The following is an 18,622-nucleotide window of genomic DNA, read 5'->3' on the forward strand; positions in this document are numbered from 1 at the left end:
GCACCCTCTTCCCTGATTCAGTCCGGCGTGTAGCGCTGCCCGCCGACGTAGAGCGCGTCGCCGTAGGTGATAATCGATCCCGAGTCGGCGTCGAACGCCGTCGGGGCGTCGATCGTGCAGTTGGCCGCCAGTCGGTGGGTACCCGGTCCGTTGGCCTTGATCGCGACCTCGCCCGCAATGAGATCGCAGTCGACCAATCCGTAGGACTCCATCAGCGTGCTCCAGATCGCGTAGCGGTCCTCCGAGGATCCAATCCGACAGCGCTTGGCGAAGACGTGGCCGTTCTTCCCGCTGATCGCCGCGTCGCCGTTGCCGCTGAACACACAGTCCCGGAGATCGACCGGGCCGGCGAACTGCGAGAGCCCGTCGAAGGCGATCCCCCTGATGGTGTAGTGGAGCTGTTTGCCCTGGTAGGTCGAGTTGATGCCCGAGCGCACGTCGACGCGTTCCGGCTCCTCCACGTCGCCCACGAGCCGGAGCGTGCACTGGGCCTTCTGGACGATCGGCCCGGTGTGGATCGCTGGCCCCTCGTCGGTGTAGCTACCTGGCCGTACGCGGATCGTCGTGTCGTGCTGGACGAAGATCGGCAGCCGATTGAACGCCTCCTGGATCGTCGCCAGCGGCTCGTCCTCGGTTCCTGGATCGTCGTCGTTGCCGTCCGGACCGACGACGATCTCGCGCGAGCGCCGGGTCGTCAGCGGGCGATTCACGAGCCCCCAGCGCGGGACCTCCTCGTCGATCCGGACCCACTGACGGTTCGAGTCGGTGGGTGAGTCGCTCACCGCAGCGTCTCGCGATCGGCGGCGAAGCGCACGCGGCCGTCGACCGTGGGACCGAGCGAGAGTTCGACGACCTCCTCGGAGAGCACGCGCCCGCCCTCGACCGGAACGCCCCACGTGTCGAAGCGGAGGTAGCCCCGGATGTCGTCGGCGTGGGTGAACAGATCGAGATAGTCGACAGTGTGCTCGGGGAACTCGCTCGCGCTGTGGGCTCGATCCATGTCGGAGTACACGGTATCGAGCCCGGCGAAGAATTCCTCCAGGCGGTCGGCGTCGCGATCGGTCGCTTCGACCACGGCGTCCGAAACCGCCGCGATCTCGTCGGTCGAGAGCCCTGCCTCCGAAAGCGCGCGCTGCGTCCGTTGGTCGAAGTGCATGTTCGCAGTTGGCGGCTCGCAGTCGAAAACCCACCGATCGCGGGGTTCGACTACAGTCGCTGTTCGGCGCTGCTGACCTCGTGTTCGATCCGATCGCGCTCGAAGTAGAGCAGCTCGACGGCGATCACGCCGACGGCGAGCGCGCACACGACGACGAACGTGTCGAACTCGCTGGTGAAGAGGTGATAGAGCAGCGCGGTGGCGGCCGCCCCCGCACCGATCGCGCCGACCGCGGGGACGACCGTCGTCAGCACCGATTCGCGCTGTGTCACCGCGAGCGCGCTGATCGAGCCGAAGATGACGATGAACGAGAGCGACGCGAACGAGCTGATGGCGTTCAGGCTGCCGAGAACCGCCAGCCCCGCCGTGAGTACGCCGACGACCAGCAGCGGGCGGATCGGTTCGCCGTCCGCATCGCCCCGGAGCTGGTTCGGGAGGAAGTCGTCGGCGACCATCTTCTTCGAGAGGCGCGCAGTGCTGAACAGCGTCGCGTTGAGCGCGCTCCCCGTCGAGAACAGCGCCGCAACCGAGATCAACACGAAGCCGGCCGCCCCGAAGAAGGGCCTGGCGGCGATCGCCAGCGCCGTGTCCGGCTGCTGTTGGATCGTCGCGGCGGGCACGAGGTTGGTGGTGACGATCGCGACCAGCACGTACAGCAGCGTCGCCCCGACGATCGAGACGTAGATCGCGTTACGGACGGTCTTTTCGGGGTTCGCAATGCTCTCCTGATCGAACAGCAGCAGCTCCCAGCCCTCGAAGGCGACGAACGCCACGCCGGCGGCGATGACCGGTCCGGCACCGATATTCTCGAACCCGGCGCTGAGCTCGCCGTTGACGAACCCGTAGTAGATGCCGCCGACGCCGAACACCAGGAGGATCAGTACCTTGAGCCCGACGAGCAGCTCCTCGGAGCGCCCGGAGGCGTGCGCGCCGGCGGTGTTCAGCCCGACGAAGACCGCGATCGCCGCGAGCGTGATCAGCGGCCGTAGCGGCACGCCGAAGATCGCCTCGATGCCGACGAGATCGGCGAAATAGCCGCCAAAGGAGTAGGAATAGAGCGACATCGTGCCGACGTAGCCGATGACGAACGTCCAGCCGAGCATCCCCGCGAGCGTCGTGTTGCCGGTGAACTGCTCGACGTAGGTCATCGGCCCCGCGTGGCCGTCGGTGAGACTGTTCAGCCGAACGAACGAGTAGCCGGCACAGAGCGCGATGATCCCCGCGACGACGAACGCGAGCCACGCGAGGGTGTCGGCCGTGATCGCGACGACGCCGAGCGCTGCGAAGATGCCGCCGCCGACCATGCCGCCGACCGCCATCGATAGCGACTCGACGAACCCGATCTCGTCTGCCATGCCGGACGGTGGCAGGCAGCGCGCTTGTCGGTTTGGATCGATGCGTCCGACGTCCTGCTCGATCGCCTACCGGTCGGCCGAATCGTCGATTCAGGGCAGTTCGGGCTCGTACCCCACCATCTCGACCGCCGAATCGAGCAGCTCCTCGATCCCCTCGTCGTCTTCGACGCTCAGGTAGTGATCGGCGTCGAGATCGCGCGAGCGATCGGCCTTCGTACAGACGGTCGCGACCGGCGTGTCGAAGCGCTCGCGGACGGCGTCGCGGAGCGCGAGCTGGTCGTCGAGCGGGTAGCCACAGGCCCCGCTCGCGTCGACGAAGACGAGCACGGTGTCGGCAGCGTGAGCCAGCGCGCTCTCGGCCTGGAGCTCGATCTCGTTGCGCTCCTCGTGCTCGCGATCGAGCAACCCTGGAGTGTCGACCAGCTGATACCGGATGTGCTCGCGCGTGAAGTGGCCGACGCCGATCCGCGTCGTGGTGAACGGGTACGAGGCGGTCTCGTGGCGTGCGTTCGTGACGTGGTTGACGAACGTCGACTTTCCGACGTTCGGAAAGCCCGCGACGACGATCGTCGGCTCGTCGGGTCTGATGTCGGGGAGCACTTTGAGCTCGTCGCGGGCCGCGCCGAGCCGTTCGAGATCCTCGCTCACCTCCTCGACGACGTCCGCGAGCCGGGCAAACGCCTGTTTCCTGAGTTTGCGCGCCGTCTCGACGTCACCACGTAGTCGGCCCTGGTACTCGCGCTTGATCTCGTCGGTCTGATTGCTCGCCCAGCCGACGTTCGAGAGACTCTTTCGTACTGCGTCGACGTCGACGATCGCGTCGGCGAGTTCGTAGTAGAACGGATCGAGCGTGTCGAAATCCGGCCAGCTCGTCACGACGTTTTCGAGGTTGTCCGAGAGGATGTTGCCCGCGGTCTGGAGCATCGACTCCTGGGCGTCGAGTCCGGACTGGGCCCGCCCGGCGCGGGTCGCCCGCGAGAACGCCCGGTCGACCAGCTCCTCGTCGGTGGGCGTGGTCGGGATGTCTTCGAAAATCATGAAGGCCGTACTGCGCACGTACGTAAAAGCGCGTCAGTCGGCCGCCGACAGACCCGCCACGGCTTTACTGTCGCCCTGCGTAGCGATCGCATGACGAACTGGCGCGCCGTGGGAATCGGCTTCCTCATCGAACTCGTGCTCAGCATCATCGGCGGGATCGTCCCGGTCATCGGCCAGCTGTTCGCCGCACTCGTCGGCGGGTTCGCTGCAGGCTACGTCGCCGGCGGCGGGTTCGGGAGCGGGTTCTGGCACGGCCTGCTCGCGGGTGCGCTCGGCGGGATCATCGTCGCGGTGCTCGTGACGGCGCTCGTCGGCGTGTTCGACGCCACGCTCGGCTTCGCCGGTCTGCTCGGTGGCAGCGTGCTCGTCATCGGCGTGACGCTCGCGCTCGTGCTCGCCCTCCCGAGCGCGATCGCGGGGGCGATCGGCGGCGCGCTCTGAGTCTCAGCGCCGTTCGCGCAGTTCTGCACGCAACTCGTCGAGACTGATGTCCTTCATCGCCAGCAGAACGAGCAGATGGTAGACGAGATCGGCGCTCTCGGCGACGAGCGCGTCGTCATCGTCCTTCGCCGCGAGCACGACCTCCGTGCTCTCCTCGCCGATCTTTTCGAGCACGGCGTTCTCACCCTTTTCGTGAGTGAACAGCGACGCGGTGTAGGAGTCCTCCGGCAGTTCCTCCTGTCGGTCGGCGATGACCGCCGCGAGTTCGTCGAGGACGGTCTCCGATCGCTGTTCGGCAGGTTTTTCGCTCACAGGTCGGCCACCTCGCGGATGTCGTCGAGCTCGTCGAACGCCTCGCGCTCGCGGCGGCCCTCCTCGAAGACGGCGGGATCGAGCTCGATCGGGGTGTTCGTGCGGGCGGCGAGCGCGAGCGAGTCGCTCGGTCGTGCGTCGATGACGCGCTCGCCGCGGGGCGTCTCGACGTGGAGGTCGGCAGTGTACGTTCCGCCCTCGTCGTTCTCCTCGATGGCGTCGACGACCACACTGTCGACCCGGCCGCCGAGCTCCTCGACGACGTCGAGCAGGAGATCGTGGGTGAGCGGCCGGCCGATGTCGACGGCGTCCATCCCGCGGGCGATGGCCGACGCCTCGTCGAAGCCGATGAAGATCGGCAGATAGTCGGCCTCGCCGTCCACAGCGAGGAGCACCACCGGGACGGGACCGGAGGGCGTGCCCGCGATGCGGACAGCGTCGATGTGGGCGTTCATACCCGCTGGAGGGCGCGAGCGATCAAAAGCCCTGTCACTACCCGTTCGTCCGATCGAAGAAGGCCGTCCCGTGAACCCGTGCGTCGTCGGTGAGTTCGGGATGGAACGCCGTTCCGACAACGGGACCATCGCGCACCGCGACCGGTTGACCATCGAACGTCGCGAGCACCTCACAGTCGCCCGCCTCGTCGATGCGCGGCGCGCGGATGAACACCGCCGGGAACGGTTCGTCGAGATTCCCGATGTCGAGGTCGGTCTCGAAACTGTCGCGCTGGCGGCCGAAGGCGTTGCGCTCGACGGTCGCATCGATGAGATCCAGATTCTCGACGCGCTCGTCGCCAGCGTCCGCACAGGCCACGATGAGACCGGCACAGGTCGCGAGCAGCGGCTTGCCCGCGTCGACGTGGGCGACGATCTCGTCGGCGAGCCCCTCGCGCTGGAGATGAGTCGAGATCGCCGTCGATTCGCCGCCGGGCAACAGGAGAAGATCGCAGTCGGGGATCGTTCCCGATGAGCGAATCTCGATCGGATCGACGCGCTCGCCGTGGGCACGGGCCGCCCGCTCGATGGCCGCCGCGTGCTCCCTGAAATCGCCCTGGACAGCGACGACGCCGGCGGTGAAGCTCATGTCGTGGCTACGCCGCCCGGCGAAAAAAGCGCGGTGTTACAGTGCGATGCGGAGCACGATGATCATGATACCGAACGCGACGCCGAAGGCCACGATCGTTTTCGGGTCGAGTCGGATGGCGTTCTGATCCTCGGCGTCGAAATATCGCACCAGTCCGGCGCTCGACATCAGTCCGCCGGAGTTGTCGCCGCTGCTCATGGCTCCTGTGTGGCTGCTGCAGGCCTAAACCTTTCGTCGTGGCTACGGGGTGGGAAACGCTTATCAGCGCCACGCGCCTACTTCTGGCCGGAACATGAGTGTTCGACTGAAAGACTTCTACGCGGATTGGTGCGGTCCCTGCAAGACCCAAGACCCCATTCTCGAGGAGCTGGAAGAGGACATGGACGGCAGCGTCGAGTTCGAGAAGATCGACGTCGACGAGGAGCAGGAGATCGCCAACGAGTACCAGGTGCGATCGATCCCCACGCTCGTCGTCGAGAACGACGACGGCGTCGTCGAGCGGTTCATCGGTGTCACCCAGCGCGAGGAGATCGAGAGCGCGCTCGAACAGGCCGGCGCGTAACTCGGGACACGACTCGGTGCGGGATCGGCAGTCGTCGGCCCGGTTTCATCACACAGCAGCTATTTTACGACCACGACCGAGAGCCGTTGGTGACGCACATATCACCACCGGAAACCGAACGAGACGGCCTAGCGGAGGCGCTGATAGATCCGGATGAGCGCCTCGGCGACGATGCCGACGATGCTCCAGCGATAGGAGAGGGCGGCCGCACCCAGGAGAAGCGCAGCGATCTTCTTCTCGCCACGGTAGAGCGCGAGCCCGGCCTCGACGAGCATCGAGATGGCGCTGATCTGTCCTGCCTGTTTCGATTTGAGCGCTTTCGCGAGTCCCATGCCCGCGCGAAGGGAGCAGGACGGATAAGCACGCGGGCGGCGACCGCCGGGAGCTACGCCGCGCCCCGAGAATCGAGCGCAGCGAGCCCCTCGTCGGCGAGCCAGTCGAGAAATCGCGTCACGGAGTCGGGATCCTCGATGCGGTAGTCCGCCGCCGTCTCCGGGTTCGTGCCGACGTGGATGCCGAGCCCGATCTCCGAGAGTTCGCGAAAGGCCGCCTCGTCGGTCGTGTCGTCGCCGACGTAGATCGGGAGCCAGCCGTCGTGATCGGCCACGAGCAGCGAGACGGCGTCGCCCTTGTCCCAGGCGACCGTCGGCGTGAGCTCGACGATCTCCTTGCCCGTCGAGAGCTCGAACCCGCCCTCCGCGACCCGCTCGACGGCCGTCTCGACGACGTCGTGGACCTCGTTCTCGCGCTCGGGAGCCGTCCGGTAGTGGACGGTCGCACTTACGGATTTGTCCTCGACGAAACAGTCCGTGTCGTCGAGGCGCTCCTCGATGTCGGCGACGATCGTGTCGAGATCGCGCCGTCGACGTCTGGCGATCGGGTGGGTCGTGCTCTCGCCATCTCTGTGGAGTTCGAGCCCGTGATTGCCGGCGTAGTCGATCCCGTCGATACCGACACGCTCGCGGAGATCGGCGAGTTCACGCCCGCTGATGACGGCCACGTCCACCCGGTCGTGATCGCGGAGGCGTTCGAGCGCGGTCAGGTTGTCCTCGCCGAGCGCCGGTGCGTCCGGATCGATCTCGATACCGGCGAGCGTGCCGTCGAAATCCGTACAGAACAGGAGTCCGTTCGCGTCCGCCAGGCGATCGCGGAGCGCCGGAAGCGAGTCCCACAGCGCCGGCGGGATGTCAGTCGTCATCGGTGTCTTTCGCCCTGAGTTCGTCGATCGTATCGAAGACGCTCTCCATCCACGCGTAGAGGTCGTGTGATTCTACCTGTTCACGCAGGGCGACCATTCGTTCGGCACGTTCATCCATCTCCATCGTCAGCGCGCGCTCGATCGTGTCGGCGAAGGCGTCGGTGTCGTAGGGGTTGATGGTGAGCGCCCGATCGCCGAGCTCCTCGTGGGCACCGGCCTGATCCGAGAGCACGAGCACGCCGTCGTCGTCGACCTGCGCGGCGACGTATTCCTTGGAGACGAGGTTCATCCCGTCGCGGACGGCGCTCACGAGCATCACGTCGGCGTAGCGATAGAGCCCGCAGAGCTCGCGCTGGGGGATGAACTCGTTGATGTAGATGACCGGCTGCCAGTCGTCGGTGCCGAAGCGGTCGTTGATGCGGTCGATCGACTCCTGAACCTCGGTCTGGAGATCCTGATAGTCGGGGATGAGCGAGCGGCTCTCGTTTGCCTTCTGGACGTAACAGACCTCGCCGCGGTATTCGGGGCGGGTCTCCAGGAGGCGTTCGAGCGCGTCGAGGCGCTCGACGATCCCCTTCGTGTAGTCGAGTCGGTCGACGCCGACGATGACGTTCGTCGACGGATCGATCCCGTGTGACGACTGGAACTCCCGCCAGAAGTCGTCGTCGGCGGCCTCGGCGTGCTCTCGGATCGAATCGGCGTCGATCCCCATCGGAAAGGCCTTGACGACCGTCGTGTGGCCCTCGTAGCTGACCCGCCCGCCCTCGGGATCGATGAAGGCGTCGTCGAGCGCCTCGTCGACACAGTCGAGGAAGTTCCGACAGTAGCGCTCGACGTGAAAGCCGAGGAGGTCGTTACCGAGTAGCCCTTCGAGCAGTTGCTCGTGCTGGGGACAGGCCCGGAAGGTGTCCCAGCCGGGCCAGGTGATATGCCAGAAATGCGTGAGAAAGGCGCTGTCGGGCAGCGCATCGCGCACCCAGCGCGGCGCGAGTGTGAAGTGGTAGTCCTGAAACCAGATCAGCGAGTCCGCGCCGGCGGTCTCGACGACCGCATCGGCGAAAGTCTCGTTGACCTGCTGGTAGCGCTGCCAGTAGCGCTCGACGTAGTCGGTCTTCATCGTCCCGCCGTGACAGAGCGGCCAGAGAACGCGATTGGAGTAGCCGTAGTAGTAGCCCTCGACCTCCTCGTCGGTGAGCCAGAGCCGTTTGAGCGTGTAGGCCTCCGATTCGGGCGGCATCCGGACGGTGCCATCGTCGCCTGTCACGTCGGCATCGGCTTCGCCATCGCCCCACGCGATCCACGTCCCGTCGGTTTCCTGCATCACCGGATCGAGTCCCGCCGTCAGTCCGCCGGCCGGCCGGTTGACGGTGATCGAGCGCTCGCCGTCGCCGTGGTCGTAGCTGTGCGTGTACGGCTGGCGGTTCGAGACGACGATCAGTTCGCCGTCGTCGACTGCCGGCACGATTCCGTCGTCCGTTGCGCTGTTGTCAGCTCCCATAGAGAGTGCTCGCTGTGGCTATCAGCCGTGTCTCCCCATTCAGTCGCATCTCTTATAATTCATGGGCTTGAGTGGGGTGTGTCCCCGGCTTGCCGTCGCCGGCTTTTATCACTACTGGTCGCCGCAATCGGGAGCCGTGTCGCGATCGCAGTATCGTTGGAGGATGATAATTGCTGTAACCGGATGGCCGAGCACACCATCCTGGTGGATGAAGGGCGAGCATCCCGAAGGGATACGAGGGCTTCGGCGGAGGCGGTGCGGTTGCGGAAAGGTCGATGTCCGCGCGAACGCAGTGAGCGCGGTTCACCGTGAGCGAGCGAAGCGAGTGAACGGCTCTTTTTAGTCCAGGTTTTGCACGGGGTTCGAGCGAGCGCCGGAGGCGCGAGCGAGGACTCCGTGTAAAAAAGTGGGGAATCGACAGGGTTTCACGGCCCGCGCTCCCGACTATGGAGCAATGAGTAAGGACGAGATCGAGGTCCGAGGCGCCGAAGAACACAACTTGAAAGACCTCGACGTCACCGTTCCGCGCGAGGCGTTCACCGTCGTCACAGGGTTGTCGGGATCGGGGAAATCCTCGCTGGCCTTCGAGACGATCTACGCCGAGGGCCAGCGCCGCTACATCGAGAGCCTGTCGGCCTACGCCAGGAACTTCCTCGGCCAGATGGACAAGCCACAGGTCGAGACCGTCGAGGGGCTCTCGCCGGCGATCTCGATCGATCAGAAGAACGCCGCCAACAACCCCCGTTCCACTGTGGGAACGGTCACGGAGCTTCACGACTACCTCAGACTGCTCTATGCGCGCGTCGGCACACCGCACTGCCCCAAGTGCGGCCGTGAGGTCGGCGAGCAGTCCGCCCAGCAGATGGTCCGTCGAATCCTGGAACTGCCCGAGGGAACGAGAGCGAAGATCGCCGCACCCGTGGTGCGCGACCAGAAAGGGGCCTTCGAGGAGCTGTTCGACGACCTCGTGAGCGAGGGCTACTCGCGCGTCGAGGTCGACGGCGAGCGATTCGATCTGGCGACCGACCGACCCGAACTCGACGAGAACTACGATCATACTGTGGACGTGGTGGTCGATCGTGTGAAGATCGCCGACGACGCCCGCTCGCGCATCACCGACAGCGTCGAGACCGCTCTGGAGGAGGCCGACGGCGTGCTCAAACTGATCCTTCCCGATCCGCCCGCGGACGCCGATCTCGGCGGTGCGACCGCGCGTGCGACGGGCGATCTGGCCGGCGAGGAGACCGACCGCGCGGTCGTCGAATTTTCCGAGGCGCTCGCGTGCACCCACTGTGGCATCGACATCTCCGAAATCGAGACCCGCTCGTTCTCGTTCAACAGCCCGCACGGAGCCTGCCCGGAGTGTGAGGGGATCGGCGAGACGAAGGAGATCGACGAGGAGCTCGTGGTTCAGGACCCCGGCAAGCCGCTCCGCGAGGTGTTCGAGCCGTGGAGCTACTCGCGATCGTACTATCAGACCCGGCTCGACGCCGTGGCGGCCCACTTCGACGTCTCGCTCGATACGCCGTTCGAGGAACTCGACGACGATGTCCAGGAGGCGTTTCTCTACGGGACGAGAGAGCAGGTCGTCTTCGAGCGCCGGACGAAGAACGGCACCCGTCGGAAGGAGAAGCGCTTCGAGGGCGTGATTCCCAATCTCGAACGTCGCCACGTCGAGACCGAGAGCCAGAGCACGCGCGACCACATCGAGAAGTTCATGGCCGTCACCACCTGTCCGGCCTGTGACGGGACGCGTCTGAAGCCCGAGAGTCGCGCGGTGCTCGTCGACGACACCGCCATCACCGCCGTCAACCGGATGTCGATCGGCGACGCGCTCGCGCATTTCGAGGGGATGGAAGAGGGGATGAGCGAGCGCGACCTGACGATCGCCGAAGAGATCCTCAAGGAGATCCGCGCCCGGCTCGGCTTCATGTGTGAAGTCGGTCTCGAATATCTGACGCTCGACCGACAGGCGGCGACGCTGTCGGGTGGCGAGAGCCAGCGCATCCGGCTCGCCACCCAGATCGGCTCCGGCCTCGTCGGCGTGCTCTACGTGCTCGACGAGCCCTCGATCGGGCTCCACCAGCGCGACAACGACCGACTGCTGAACACGCTCGAAGAGCTGCGCGACCTCGGCAACACCCTCCTCGTCGTCGAACACGACGAGGCGACGATGCGCCGCGCCGACGAGGTCATCGACATGGGGCCCGGCCCCGGCAAGCGTGGCGGTGAGGTCGTCGCACAGGGCACAGTTGACGAAATCGAACGCAGCGAGGAATCGATCACGGGCGCGTATCTCAGCGGCCGGAAGGAAATTCCCGTCCCCGAGACGCGACGCGAACCGGACGGCGAGCTCACGATCCGAGGAGCGCGCCAGCACAACCTCGCCGATCTCGACGTGTCGATCCCGCTGGGCTGTTTCACTGCTATAACAGGTGTGTCGGGCTCGGGCAAATCCACCCTGATGCACGACGTGCTCTACAAGGGACTGGTCCGCGAGATGAACGACAATCGGACAGTCGATCCGGGTGAGCACGACGCCATCGAACACGAGGGGATCGAAACAGTCAGATTGATCGACCAGTCGCCAATCGGTCGCACGCCACGATCGAACCCTGCGACCTACACGGGAGTGTTCGATCACGTTCGGGAGCTGTTCGCCGAGACGAAGCTCGCCAAACAGCGTGGCTACGAGAAGGGGCGCTTCTCGTTCAACGTGAAGGGCGGGCGCTGTGAGGCCTGTGGCGGGCAGGGCACAGTCAAAATCGAGATGAACTTCCTCTCGGACGTGCACGTCCCCTGTGAGGAGTGTGGTGGCGCGCGCTACAACGACGAAACCCTCGACGTGACCTACAAGGGCGAGACGATCGCCGACGTACTCGACATGAGCATCGAGGAGGCCTACGACTTTTTCGAGGCCGACACCCGACTGAAGCGCCGTCTCCAGCTCCTGCGCGACGTCGGACTCGACTACATGCGACTCGGCCAGCCGTCGACCACCCTCTCGGGCGGGGAGGCCCAGCGCGTCAAACTCGCCGAGGAACTGGGGAAGAAACAGACCGGTGATACCCTGTATCTGCTCGACGAGCCGACCACCGGGCTCCACTCGGCCGACGAACGCAAACTCATCTCGGTGCTCCAGCGCCTCGTCGACGACGGCAACACCGTCGTGGTCGTCGAACACGAACTCGATCTCGTGAAGAACGCCGACCACGTCGTCGACCTCGGTCCCGAGGGCGGCGAGAACGGCGGCGAGATCGTCGCGGCCGACACGCCCGAAGCGGTCGCCGGCATCGAGGAGTCACACACGGGGCGCTATCTCCGAGATCTCCTCCCGAAAATCGAACTGGAGGGACCCCGGACCGACCGGCGCGTCGCCGCCGACGACGACTGACGCGGCGCGTCGCATCGATCACAGTACTGTTGTCGGATGACGGAAGGCAAGGGACATCATCTCCGGCCGTCACTCCTCGAACTCGGTGCGTTCGACGGGGACGAGCGCCCCGTCCTGACGAGTGGCGCGGTACTGTCGCCGGTAGCGCGCGAGCTTTCGATAGAGGAAGTAGCCGAAGAAGCTGTCGTAGATGACGACGAACGCCAGGAGGGTGACGAAGTTCGGGATGCCGAGCACGAAGGCCGCGGCGGCAGGGATGAACGTGAGCGTGTTGTAGGACGCGTGGATGAGCGCTGCGATCAGGAGTCCCTTGACGATGATCGGGCCGGCACGATCGCGGTTGAACTTCGCCAGGCCGAGATAGTAGCCCGAGAAGGCGGAGTAGATGACGTGGCCGGGGCCGGCGATCGCCCGCGCGGGGGTGACACCCCCACCAGCACCGAGCACGTTGCCGATGACGGGGTTGGCCACCGCGTCGGTGATGTAGATGGCGTTCTCGATGGTGGCGAAACCGAGCCCCGCGACCGCGCCGTAGACGGCCCCGTCGATGACCGCGTCGAATCGCGGGCTGCGGTAGGCGTAGATCCGGACGGCGAGCCACTTCATCGTCTCCTCGATCGGACCGACGACGAGATAGAAGAACCAGACCGGGCCGACGATCGGGACGAGCTGGAGAACGCTGCCGAACCCGTTGATGATCGCGGCGAAGCTCGCGAAGAGCACGCCGAGGGCGAACGTCACCGCGAGCAAGGATAGCGGTTCGGTGGTCGTGCTGTCGGTCCACCAGACGTAGGCGACGAGCGCGAGCGCCGGTACGAGCGACAGCACCGTGAACGCGCTCACGACGGGATCGAGGATGCGTGGCAGGTCGCTGGTCACGACGATCGCCACGAGGATCCCGAACGCGAGCAGCACCAGCACCCAGCGCGCGACCACGTCCAACACCCAGTAGAGCCAGCTCGCCACCCTGTCGAGCGGCGTCCGCACCTCCCACGTCGTAACGTCGTAGCGGTCGCGGGACCCGTCGTCGCGGGACTGGATCGGGTCCTGACTGCGCGCCATACCCGACTCTCGACCGCCGGGACCTAACCGTTGTCCCCTCACCCGACGACAGGTGTTGATATGTAATTATACACCATTACCTGGATTAGGCATAGCTTGATAGGTTCCCACGAACGACCGTCACAGCATGGCACGCAGCACGACGCGCGGACTGCTGTACACAGCACCGCCGACCGACGAGGAGGAACGAGCGGACGAGCGACCCAGTAGGACTGCATCGGCGATGACGGCGGATTCGGACGGAACGAATCACGCCAACGCCGTCGCGGACGACTAGTCAGGTAGTCACGCGATCGAACGGGGAGTCACGGTTACGCGGTTTCCATCTCGACGTAGCGAATGCGTACTTCGACATCGTTCGGCGAGCCGAGCGGTTCGGGCAGCGCGAGATCGCCGAGCGCCTCGTCGATGCGGCGTTCGAGCGGCCGGGCGAGGGTGGGGTTGCTACCGGCGGCCGGTCGCCCGGCGACGACGGTGACGCGTGTCGGCTGGCGCGGCGGAACGGGATCGTCGTAGCGAAAGCGCACGTCGAGCAGCGTGAGCTGGTCGTGAGACGGCTGCTCGAGCAGCGCATCGACGTCGCCACGGACCTCCTGCTCGAACGACGCCGTCCGGTAGGAGTCGTAGGTGACGACGCCGAGAAACGCCGACAACACGAGGATGGCGGCGGCGAGTGCGACGACGCGCTGTCGCGTCGCCAACCGAGCGTCGTCCTCGCGAAACCAGTGATCGGGCCGATAGCCCATATACCACAGGACGATGAGCGCCGTGAGGTTGATCGAGAGCGTGTTCACGAGCACGAGCACCGACGCACTGAGCACCGGAGCCGGTCGCCCCCAGGCGATGGCGATGCCGATGACCCCCAATGGCGGGACGAGCGCGGCCGCGATCATCACGCCGACGAGCGTCGCCGAGACGCCGGTGGCGAGGCTCACCCCACCGGCGACGCCTGCCCCGAGCGCCACCATCAAGGCCAGGAAGTCGGGCGCGAGTCTGATGTTGACCTGATCGATCAGAAATACGTCGGTGCCCGGCGGCACCGTGTTCGTCACGCGCATGAGGGCAGCAAAGAGCGTCGCGGCGACGACCGCGATCCCGAGGCCGAGCGCCTGGAGTTTCACCCCACGACGGAACATCCCCTGATCGTCGACGACCGTTCCCACGGAGGTCGCCATCGCCGGTCCGATCAACGGAGCGATGACCATCGATCCGACGACGACGGCCGCGTCGTCGAGGAGGAGTCCGGCGGTGGCGACGACCGCGCTCACGACCGTCATGACGAGATACGGCCAGAAATCCGGCGCGAGCTCCTGGGCACGGGCGTGGACCTCCTCGCGGGCGATGCGCTTGTCGGTCTCCTCGTCCTCGTCGTACCGCTCTTCCAACTGCTCGAAACGCCGTGAAACGACGGTCNGTCTCGGCGTCGACGACGATCGTGTAGGCGTCCTCGTCGATCCCGGTCTCGCGCAGGCGATCGAGCACCGGCTCGACGGCGCTCGTCGGCAGCGGGAACGAGACGACGCCCGTGAACTCCCGACCGCTCGTCTCCTCGGTCAGCACGTAGTCGATCCCCTCGTCGTCGAGCTCCGAGAGCACCGTCTCGCGCTTGCCCGCCGGGATCGTCACCTGAACGAGTCGCACATCCGACGGTCTCGGTCGCCGGTCAAATACCCCGCGATCGGTCGTCGGACGGCAACGTTCGCCGTCGGACAGTATAAACCCGTTCGCCCGAGAGGGCATCCATGTTCGATGGACGTCCCGACCGGGACGCGGAAGTCGTCTTCTGTGGCCGCTCGAACGTGGGGAAATCGACCATCCTTCGGGAACTCACCGGCCACGATTTCGAGACCGGCAAGAAACCGGGCGTGACGCGCTCGCCGGGCCACTACGACTGGGTGGCCGAGGACTTCGTCCTCACCGACCTGCCGGGCTTCGGCTTCATGTCCGGCGTCGAGGAGGAGCGCCGCGAGGCGATCAAAACCGACATCGTCCGCTATCTCGAAACGAACAGCGAGCAGATCCTCGTCGGCGTGCTCGTCGTCGACGGAAACAGCGCCGTCGACATCATCGACCGCCACACCGAACGCGACGAGATCCCCCACGACGTCGAACTGTTCGGCTTCCTCGCCGACATCGACATCCCCACCGTGGTCGCGGTCAACAAGATGGACAAGGTCGACGACCGCGACGAGCGCCTCGACGCACTCTGCGACCGCCTCGGTCTCCCCTCACCGTGGCAGCAGTGGCAGGACACCGTCGCCCCCATCAGCGCCAAACGCGGCTCGATCGGCCCGCTGACCGACGCCGTTCGCACCCACCTCCACGAGCAAAACCGCGACGACCTGTTCAAATTCTTCTGACGCACCTTTTTACTGCGGAGGGTGCGCTTCCTCGCGGTGCTCGGTCGCGCACCCCCGCTTGCAAAAATCTGCACCAAAAACTCCCGCTCGCTCCCTCGCTACGCTCGGTCGCTCACGGTGAACCGCACTCGCTGCGCTCGCGCGGACACCGCCCGTCTCCACCGCACCGCCAAAGCCCTCGCTCACTCTGTTCGCTCGCCCTTCATCCACCAAGGACAGCAACCGCATACCGCACCGCCGCACAGCGGCCGCCACCGTAGACCGCTATTCATCGGCAAACAGTTCGTCGACGGCCGATTCGGCCGCCAGCACGGCCTCGTCGGCGACGATCTCCGGGTCGGGATCGTCCGGCGCGTTCAGATAGATATCGAGATCGAGCACGCCGTCCTCGAAACTCACAGTGACGTCGAGATCCTCGATCTCGGAACGCTTGTAGCGCGAGAAAACGAGGCCTTCGGCCGCCTCGCTCGCCGTTTCGACGACTTCCTCGTCGGTCGGCATCTACCCGCCGGCGCTCGGGCCGCCCGGTCCCATACCGCCCGGGCCGCCGGCACCGCCGGGACCGCCGGGACCGCCACCGCCGCCGCTCAGCATCTCCTGCAGCTCGCTCTGGAGCTCCTCGAACTGCTCCTGAACGCGACTCTCCTGCTTTTCGAGCGTCTCGACGCGCACCTCGAGGCTCGACACCTTCTCTTCGAGATCGTCTTTGGCCTCGTCGTACTCGGTCTCGATCAGGAGCTCGCCGACCTCACGGTACATCGTCGTCTCCGTGTCGATCTCGTCGAGCTCGTCGAGCGCGGTCTGCGAGTCGGTGAGCTGACTCTCGGCCTGCTGCTTCTGGGCAGCGACCTGCTGAGCGCTGTCCTGGAGATCCTGAAGCTCCTCGATTTTCTCTTGGGCTTCCGGCGGAAGATTTCCCTGCATACCCGCGTTCTTGGTGTCCGCAGGGAAAAACCCCCGTTTCTCTCCCGAGTCCGCCGATCACCGAACCCGCATCAGGCCGGCACGATCGGGGTTCGTCCCATCGCGTTCGTCGGCGACCGGATCGCATCGGTCCGGGCAGCATCGACGAACCGTGCCTCGACGGTCACGTTGCGCCCGGTGGTCCGGCTGAGGCGACGATCGAGCGCCGCGGCGAACCGGGGCTGGGTAGTGCCCGCCGGTCGATCGAGCGTCACCGAGACGTTGATCGGCCCGCCGGCGGCGAGCCCGGCCTCGTCGAAGGCGATCGCCGTCTCGCTCGGCCCGGCCGACGTGTCGAGCAGTTCGAGAGCCGCGTAAGGCTGTTCGTCGATCATCCCCTGGACCTCTGTTTCGACCTGCTGATCGAACTGTGCCGACTGGTAGCTGAGGTAGGTGACGCCACCGAGAAAGACCGAGAGCACGACGAGCGCGAGCACGAGCACGCCGATACGTTTGCGGATCCGTTCGCGCACCAGATCGAGTTCGAGCGCGTCCTGTGGACGGTAGCCGACGACCCAGAGGACGATCAGCGCGGCGAGGTTGATCGAGAGCACGTTCACGAGCACCAGCACCCCAGCGCCGAGGCTCAGGAGCGGTTGGCCCCACGCGAGGCCGAGCCCGACCGTCGCAGCCGGCGGGATGAGCGCGACCGCGATCATCACGCCGACGAGCGCCGCTCCGGCCCCGGTCGCGAGGCTGATTGCTCCGGCGATGCCCGCCCCGAGCGCCACCATCAGCGAGAGGAAATCAGGTGCGAGACGGCTCTGGACCTCCGGAATCGTGGCGATATCGGTCCCCGGCGGCACCAGTCCGACGAACCGCATGGCCGCGGCGAAGATCGCCGCGCTCGCCACCGCGAGTCCGAGCCCGAGCACCTGCAGCGCGACGCCACGAGTCGTCAGTTCACGGTCGTCGACGACCGTCCCGGTGGCCGCGGCCATCGCCGGCCCGATCAAGGGGGCGATGACCATCGAGCCGACGACGACCGCCGCCGAGTCCTGGAGCAGGCCGACGACGGCGACGGCGGCGCTGACGATCGTCATCGCCACGTACGACCAGCGCTCGCTGCGATCGGGCGCGAGATCGGCGGCCGCCGCCCGGAGTTCGTCGCGCGCGATCCGTCCTCGTCGCTCGGGTCCCTCCTCGTCAGCGTCCTCCTCGGCGTCGAACCGGTCCGAGACGACCGTCCGGGCGTCGAGTACGACCGTCCAGGCGTCCTCGCTGACGCCCTGATCGCGGAGGCGATCGAGCAATCCCTCGACGTCGTCCTGTGCGAGCGGGAACGACGCCACCGCCGCGTAGCGCTCGTCGTCGGAAGCGTCGGTGATCGCGTAGTCGATCCCCTCGTCGTCGAGGATCCCGAGGATCGCCTGGCGCTTCGCCGCGGGGACGGACAGTTCGACGAATCGCATACACGCACCTCAGCGCACTGACTGATAAACGCCCGCCATTCGAAACCCGCGTGACGCGCTATCCGTCGATGGTGTCCGACGGATCGGTTGTATCCGTCTCATCGGCTGCGTCCACTCCGGCAGTCAGCACCCGCTCGGCCACGCCGGCCAGCGAGAGCCAGGTGTTCTGGCCCGCGCGCAGCGCGACGAGGTCCGCTGCCGCGACGTCGATCCCGACCGTGGCTCCATCGCGCGATAGCGTCGCCGCCGTGCGATCGCCCTCGATGTCGCCGATCTCGGGCCGGAGGCTGCGCTCGACGGCGGCCGCGGCGCTCTCGGTTCCGTATTCGAGCGCGAAGGAACTCTCGTGGCGCACTACTCGACGTCGATCTCTTTGACGTCGCGGCTGCGCTCCTTGAGCAGCACGCGGTGGCCACAGTACGGACAGCGCACGCCGCCGTACTCGTCGAGTTCGACGTCGCGCTTACACCGCGAGCATTTGTAGCTCACTGTTCGTCGCCGTCCTCCGCGAGCGCCGCCCGGATCGAGCGCTCGACGGTGCGCCCGCCGGGCGTCTCGGGCTGGTACGCGCCGCCAGCGAAGGTGTGACCGCAGTTGCCACACTCCCAGATGCCCGTGTCCGTCCGGTCGACGGCCGGTTCGTCGCATTCGGGGCAGGTGTGGTCGTCCTGCATGTCGTCCTCGATCTCGGCGACGCGTCGGCGGGCGACACGACCGTAGCGTGCGCCGAACCGCCCGGCGCTGCCGACCTCTTGATTACCCATAGTACGCCTGCTATGCCAGCGGGC

23 protein-coding genes and 1 pseudogene are annotated in these 18,622 nt (G+C 66.2%); 5 read left to right on the forward strand and 19 right to left on the reverse strand.

Translation table 11 applies throughout. The features are described 5' to 3' along the window. Nucleotides 1-17: 17 nt before the first annotated feature. From C451_RS06975 to C451_RS06990, 4 genes are all read right to left on the reverse strand, one after another. The gene (locus C451_RS06975) at nt 18-782 is read right to left on the reverse strand and encodes a hypothetical protein (RefSeq protein ID WP_007739186.1); all 765 of its coding nucleotides are present in this window, start codon (nt 780-782) and stop codon (nt 18-20) included. Then, nucleotides 779-1,156 carry a DUF7532 family protein gene (locus C451_RS06980; protein WP_007739187.1) on the reverse strand — a complete coding sequence of 126 codons (378 nt, stop codon included), beginning with the start codon at nt 1,154-1,156 and terminating at the stop codon, nt 779-781. The genes C451_RS06975 and C451_RS06980 overlap by 4 nt, the downstream gene beginning before the upstream one ends. Nucleotides 1,157-1,206: 50 nt before the next feature. Beyond that, the gene (locus C451_RS06985; protein WP_007739189.1) at nt 1,207-2,511 is read right to left on the reverse strand and encodes an APC family permease; all 1,305 of its coding nucleotides are present in this window, start codon (nt 2,509-2,511) and stop codon (nt 1,207-1,209) included. Nucleotides 2,512-2,601: 90 nt separating this feature from the next. Continuing rightward, the gene (locus C451_RS06990; RefSeq protein WP_007739190.1) at nt 2,602-3,549 is read right to left on the reverse strand and encodes an NOG1 family protein; all 948 of its coding nucleotides are present in this window, start codon (nt 3,547-3,549) and stop codon (nt 2,602-2,604) included. A gap of 90 nt (nt 3,550-3,639) precedes the next feature. On the opposite strand from C451_RS06990, the gene C451_RS06995 reads away from it, so the two are divergent. Continuing rightward, entirely contained in the window at nt 3,640-3,990 is a 351-nt protein-coding gene (locus C451_RS06995; RefSeq protein WP_007739191.1) for a DUF5518 domain-containing protein, read from the forward strand. A 3-nt stretch (nt 3,991-3,993) separates the two neighbouring features. On the opposite strand, the gene hisE is transcribed toward C451_RS06995, so the two are convergent. From hisE to C451_RS07015, 4 genes are read right to left on the reverse strand one after another with little or no spacing between them, the layout of a single operon-like run. Beyond that, on the reverse strand, nt 3,994-4,302 hold the full coding sequence (hisE, locus tag C451_RS07000) for a phosphoribosyl-ATP diphosphatase (protein ID WP_007739192.1): 309 nt from the start codon (nt 4,300-4,302) through the stop codon (nt 3,994-3,996). After that, nucleotides 4,299-4,757: a bifunctional nuclease family protein gene (locus C451_RS07005; protein WP_007739194.1), complete on the reverse strand. Its 459-nt coding sequence runs from the start codon at nt 4,755-4,757 to the stop codon at nt 4,299-4,301. The genes hisE and C451_RS07005 overlap by 4 nt, the downstream gene beginning before the upstream one ends. A gap of 37 nt (nt 4,758-4,794) precedes the next feature. Beyond that, nucleotides 4,795-5,385, reverse strand: a complete 591-nt coding sequence (gene pdxT, locus C451_RS07010) for a pyridoxal 5'-phosphate synthase glutaminase subunit PdxT (protein WP_007739196.1) — start codon at nt 5,383-5,385, stop codon at nt 4,795-4,797. Nucleotides 5,386-5,421: 36 nt separating this feature from the next. After that, a complete protein-coding gene (locus C451_RS07015) occupies nt 5,422-5,583 on the reverse strand; it encodes a preprotein translocase subunit Sec61beta (protein ID WP_007739198.1) in 162 nt (53 codons plus the stop codon). A gap of 94 nt (nt 5,584-5,677) precedes the next feature. Here C451_RS07015 and trxA point away from each other — a divergent pair, with 94 nt between their 5' ends. Further along, on the forward strand, nt 5,678-5,947 hold the full coding sequence (gene trxA / locus C451_RS07020) for a thioredoxin (RefSeq protein WP_049913029.1): 270 nt from the start codon (nt 5,678-5,680) through the stop codon (nt 5,945-5,947). Nucleotides 5,948-6,075: 128 nt separating this feature from the next. On the opposite strand, the gene C451_RS07025 is transcribed toward trxA, so the two are convergent. From C451_RS07025 to C451_RS07035, 3 genes are read right to left on the reverse strand one after another with little or no spacing between them, the layout of a single operon-like run. After that, nucleotides 6,076-6,279 carry a hypothetical protein gene (locus C451_RS07025; RefSeq protein WP_007739201.1) on the reverse strand — a complete coding sequence of 68 codons (204 nt, stop codon included), beginning with the start codon at nt 6,277-6,279 and terminating at the stop codon, nt 6,076-6,078. A gap of 53 nt (nt 6,280-6,332) precedes the next feature. Then, the gene (gene otsB / locus C451_RS07030; protein ID WP_007739203.1) at nt 6,333-7,145 is read right to left on the reverse strand and encodes a trehalose-phosphatase; all 813 of its coding nucleotides are present in this window, start codon (nt 7,143-7,145) and stop codon (nt 6,333-6,335) included. Then, nucleotides 7,135-8,643 carry an alpha,alpha-trehalose-phosphate synthase (UDP-forming) gene (locus tag C451_RS07035; RefSeq protein WP_007739211.1) on the reverse strand — a complete coding sequence of 503 codons (1,509 nt, stop codon included), beginning with the start codon at nt 8,641-8,643 and terminating at the stop codon, nt 7,135-7,137. The genes otsB and C451_RS07035 overlap by 11 nt, the downstream gene beginning before the upstream one ends. 454 nt (nt 8,644-9,097) lie before the next feature. Here C451_RS07035 and uvrA point away from each other — a divergent pair, with 454 nt between their 5' ends. Beyond that, nucleotides 9,098-12,037 (forward strand): excinuclease ABC subunit UvrA, encoded by a 2,940-nt coding sequence (gene uvrA / locus C451_RS07040; protein ID WP_007739212.1) that lies wholly within the window; start codon nt 9,098-9,100, stop codon nt 12,035-12,037. Nucleotides 12,038-12,106: 69 nt separating this feature from the next. On the opposite strand, the gene C451_RS07045 is transcribed toward uvrA, so the two are convergent. Continuing rightward, a complete protein-coding gene (locus tag C451_RS07045) occupies nt 12,107-13,099 on the reverse strand; it encodes a PrsW family intramembrane metalloprotease (protein ID WP_007739213.1) in 993 nt (330 codons plus the stop codon). A gap of 127 nt (nt 13,100-13,226) precedes the next feature. On the opposite strand from C451_RS07045, the gene C451_RS22600 reads away from it, so the two are divergent. Beyond that, on the forward strand, nt 13,227-13,376 hold the full coding sequence (locus tag C451_RS22600; RefSeq protein ID WP_161605854.1) for a hypothetical protein: 150 nt from the start codon (nt 13,227-13,229) through the stop codon (nt 13,374-13,376). A 34-nt stretch (nt 13,377-13,410) separates the two neighbouring features. On the opposite strand, the pseudogene C451_RS07050 reads toward C451_RS22600, so the two are convergent. Then, nucleotides 13,411-14,740: pseudogene (locus C451_RS07050) on the reverse strand (TIGR00341 family protein). Nucleotides 14,741-14,841: 101 nt separating this feature from the next. Between C451_RS07050 and engB the strand changes: the two are divergent. Continuing rightward, the gene (gene engB / locus C451_RS07055) at nt 14,842-15,459 is read left to right on the forward strand and encodes a GTP-binding protein EngB (RefSeq protein ID WP_007739217.1); all 618 of its coding nucleotides are present in this window, start codon (nt 14,842-14,844) and stop codon (nt 15,457-15,459) included. Between the two features lie 264 nt (nt 15,460-15,723). Here engB and C451_RS07060 read toward each other — a convergent pair whose 3' ends face one another. The 6 genes from C451_RS07060 to C451_RS07085 form a co-directional block, all read right to left on the reverse strand. Further along, on the reverse strand, nt 15,724-15,960 hold the full coding sequence (locus tag C451_RS07060; RefSeq protein ID WP_007739219.1) for a DUF3194 domain-containing protein: 237 nt from the start codon (nt 15,958-15,960) through the stop codon (nt 15,724-15,726). Beyond that, nucleotides 15,961-16,383 carry a prefoldin subunit beta gene (locus tag C451_RS07065; protein ID WP_007739220.1) on the reverse strand — a complete coding sequence of 141 codons (423 nt, stop codon included), beginning with the start codon at nt 16,381-16,383 and terminating at the stop codon, nt 15,961-15,963. It abuts the gene before it with no gap. Nucleotides 16,384-16,454: 71 nt separating this feature from the next. Next, nucleotides 16,455-17,834 carry a TIGR00341 family protein gene (locus C451_RS07070; protein WP_007739223.1) on the reverse strand — a complete coding sequence of 460 codons (1,380 nt, stop codon included), beginning with the start codon at nt 17,832-17,834 and terminating at the stop codon, nt 16,455-16,457. 58 nt (nt 17,835-17,892) lie between these two features. Next, nucleotides 17,893-18,189, reverse strand: a complete 297-nt coding sequence (locus C451_RS07075) for a KEOPS complex subunit Pcc1 (RefSeq protein ID WP_007739224.1) — start codon at nt 18,187-18,189, stop codon at nt 17,893-17,895. Then, on the reverse strand, nt 18,189-18,323 hold the full coding sequence (locus C451_RS07080) for a DNA-directed RNA polymerase subunit P (RefSeq protein WP_004051415.1): 135 nt from the start codon (nt 18,321-18,323) through the stop codon (nt 18,189-18,191). Before C451_RS07080 ends, C451_RS07075 begins: the two co-directional genes overlap by 1 nt. Next, entirely contained in the window at nt 18,320-18,598 is a 279-nt protein-coding gene (locus C451_RS07085) for a 50S ribosomal protein L37ae (protein ID WP_007739226.1), read from the reverse strand. Before C451_RS07085 ends, C451_RS07080 begins: the two co-directional genes overlap by 4 nt. Between the last annotated feature and the right edge of the window lie 24 nt (nt 18,599-18,622).

This window comes from Halococcus thailandensis JCM 13552, assembly GCF_000336715.1.
Lineage (GTDB): Archaea > Halobacteriota > Halobacteria > Halobacteriales > Halococcaceae > Halococcus > Halococcus thailandensis.

Coding starts and splice junctions, on each gene's coding strand:
- C451_RS06980 (WP_007739187.1), bottom strand. CDS start 1,156: ATGCACTTCGACCAACGGACGCAGCGCGCGCTTTCGGAGGCAGGGCTC.
- C451_RS06985 (WP_007739189.1), bottom strand. CDS start 2,511: ATGGCAGACGAGATCGGGTTCGTCGAGTCGCTATCGATGGCGGTCGGC.
- C451_RS06990 (WP_007739190.1), bottom strand. CDS start 3,549: ATGATTTTCGAAGACATCCCGACCACGCCCACCGACGAGGAGCTGGTC.
- C451_RS06995 (WP_007739191.1), top strand. CDS start 3,640: ATGACGAACTGGCGCGCCGTGGGAATCGGCTTCCTCATCGAACTCGTG.
- C451_RS07005 (WP_007739194.1), bottom strand. CDS start 4,757: ATGAACGCCCACATCGACGCTGTCCGCATCGCGGGCACGCCCTCCGGT.
- pdxT (WP_007739196.1), bottom strand. CDS start 5,385: ATGAGCTTCACCGCCGGCGTCGTCGCTGTCCAGGGCGATTTCAGGGAG.
- C451_RS07015 (WP_007739198.1), bottom strand. CDS start 5,583: ATGAGCAGCGGCGACAACTCCGGCGGACTGATGTCGAGCGCCGGACTG.
- trxA (WP_049913029.1), top strand. CDS start 5,678: ATGAGTGTTCGACTGAAAGACTTCTACGCGGATTGGTGCGGTCCCTGC.
- C451_RS07025 (WP_007739201.1), bottom strand. CDS start 6,279: ATGGGACTCGCGAAAGCGCTCAAATCGAAACAGGCAGGACAGATCAGC.
- otsB (WP_007739203.1), bottom strand. CDS start 7,145: ATGACGACTGACATCCCGCCGGCGCTGTGGGACTCGCTTCCGGCGCTC.
- C451_RS07035 (WP_007739211.1), bottom strand. CDS start 8,643: ATGGGAGCTGACAACAGCGCAACGGACGACGGAATCGTGCCGGCAGTC.
- uvrA (WP_007739212.1), top strand. CDS start 9,098: ATGAGTAAGGACGAGATCGAGGTCCGAGGCGCCGAAGAACACAACTTG.
- C451_RS07045 (WP_007739213.1), bottom strand. CDS start 13,099: ATGGCGCGCAGTCAGGACCCGATCCAGTCCCGCGACGACGGGTCCCGC.
- C451_RS22600 (WP_161605854.1), top strand. CDS start 13,227: ATGGCACGCAGCACGACGCGCGGACTGCTGTACACAGCACCGCCGACC.
- engB (WP_007739217.1), top strand. CDS start 14,842: ATGTTCGATGGACGTCCCGACCGGGACGCGGAAGTCGTCTTCTGTGGC.
- C451_RS07060 (WP_007739219.1), bottom strand. CDS start 15,960: ATGCCGACCGACGAGGAAGTCGTCGAAACGGCGAGCGAGGCGGCCGAA.
- C451_RS07065 (WP_007739220.1), bottom strand. CDS start 16,383: ATGCAGGGAAATCTTCCGCCGGAAGCCCAAGAGAAAATCGAGGAGCTT.
- C451_RS07070 (WP_007739223.1), bottom strand. CDS start 17,834: ATGCGATTCGTCGAACTGTCCGTCCCCGCGGCGAAGCGCCAGGCGATC.
- C451_RS07085 (WP_007739226.1), bottom strand. CDS start 18,598: ATGGGTAATCAAGAGGTCGGCAGCGCCGGGCGGTTCGGCGCACGCTAC.